2 protein-coding genes are annotated in these 1,366 nt (G+C 68.2%); both read left to right on the top strand.

The window, feature by feature from the left end:
- Window positions 1–162: 162 nt before the first annotated feature.
- Window positions 163–606, top strand: a complete 444-nt coding sequence (locus G6553_RS20465; RefSeq protein WP_166196961.1) for an ATP-binding protein — start codon at window positions 163–165, stop codon at window positions 604–606.
- 193 nt (window positions 607–799) lie between these two features.
- On the top strand, window positions 800–1,366 hold a 567-nt coding region (locus tag G6553_RS20460), incomplete at its 3' end, for a GAF domain-containing protein (protein ID WP_166196959.1).

The following is a 1,366-nucleotide window of genomic DNA, read 5'->3' as shown; positions in this document are numbered from 1 at the left end:
CTTAGCGCCGGAACGAGCACCAGTACCTGATGGGATCGCGCGAGGGCGGCCCGCCTCCTCCACTTGCCGTGGGTGGCCGTGTTCAATTCGTGACGCCGCGGACGGGATGGCGCAAGGCGTCGCCGGGCACCGAGGTTCGAACCGCATTGAGGAGGACGAGACGTGCACGGCGGACCGGGCGAGGCCTGCCCCAACACGCGACCGTTCGTCCGGCGCCTTCCGTTCGAGATGGGAAGCGCCGCGGTCGCGCGCCGAGCACTCGCGACCGAACTCGAAGACGCTGGCTTCACCCGTCAGGAGGTCGAAGACGTCGCGCTTGTGCTGACTGAGATGCTGCACAACGCCGTCGCACACGGCCGGCCTCTGCCGACCGGGGTAGTGGAAGTTCAGTGGACGCTGACTCGGGAACTGCTCCGAATCGCTGTACGCGATGGCGGGCACGTCGAAGCGCTACATCCGCTTCACCCCACCGACACAGAGCCTGGCGGCCGTGGCCTGCTAATGATCGAGGGTCTGGCGAGCCGATGGACCGTGCCTACGGGAGTCGCCACAACTCTGGTAGTCGCCGAGTTCGACCGCACCACCTCGGCGAGTCCATGCACGTGACCCGCGCCTGGCAGCAGTAGTGCTGTTCGACGCGCCGCGCGTCGCAGTCGGCAACTTTCCCAGCAAGACGGTCACTCGCGCTCCAGTCCGTGCCGCAGAATAGGTGCATCGCGCGACCGAGCCGCCGGGGCCGGACGCATCGACAGCCGCAAAGGGTGACTTCGCTGCAGCGACACACAACCAGGACGTTTCGGTGAACGGCGTTCCCGATTCAAGCGCAGGAGCGATGGACCTCCCGGACAGCCCGTTCAGCGGCGACGGCCGGCTGGAGGCTGCGCGAGCACGCTACGCACGGCGCATGCTCGGCCGGAACAATCGGGTCTCCGCCGCCGACCGCTTCGCTGAACTCGCCGCGCGACTGCTCGGTACTTCATCCGCGCAAGTGTCCATCATCGCCGACGTACAAACCGTCGTAGGCGGCGCCGGCGCTGCAACGGCCTCCGTCGGCCAGGACTCTCCCGCCGAGGACTCCCTCTGCACCGTCACCATGCGAGAAGGGCGCCCCGTCGCAGTCACCGACGCCTCGAACGACCCTCGGGTACGCGCCCTGCCCCCCGTCACGTCCGGGGCGGTCGGTTCGTACCTCGGTGTCCCCCTGTCCGCGGGCAACCATCTGGTCGGCGCTCTCTGCGTGTTCGACGCGAGTCCTCGCCCCTGGGACGAGAACGACATCACCCTGCTCGAGCTGCTCGCCACCCCCGTGATGGCTGAACTCGAGCTCGCAGCACTCGAGGCGGACTACGGCGACGAGCGCCTCATC

Source organism: Nocardioides sp. IC4_145 (genome assembly GCF_011250565.1).
Lineage (GTDB): Bacteria > Actinomycetota > Actinomycetes > Propionibacteriales > Nocardioidaceae > Nocardioides.
This window is presented reverse-complemented; position numbering and strand designations above follow the sequence as displayed.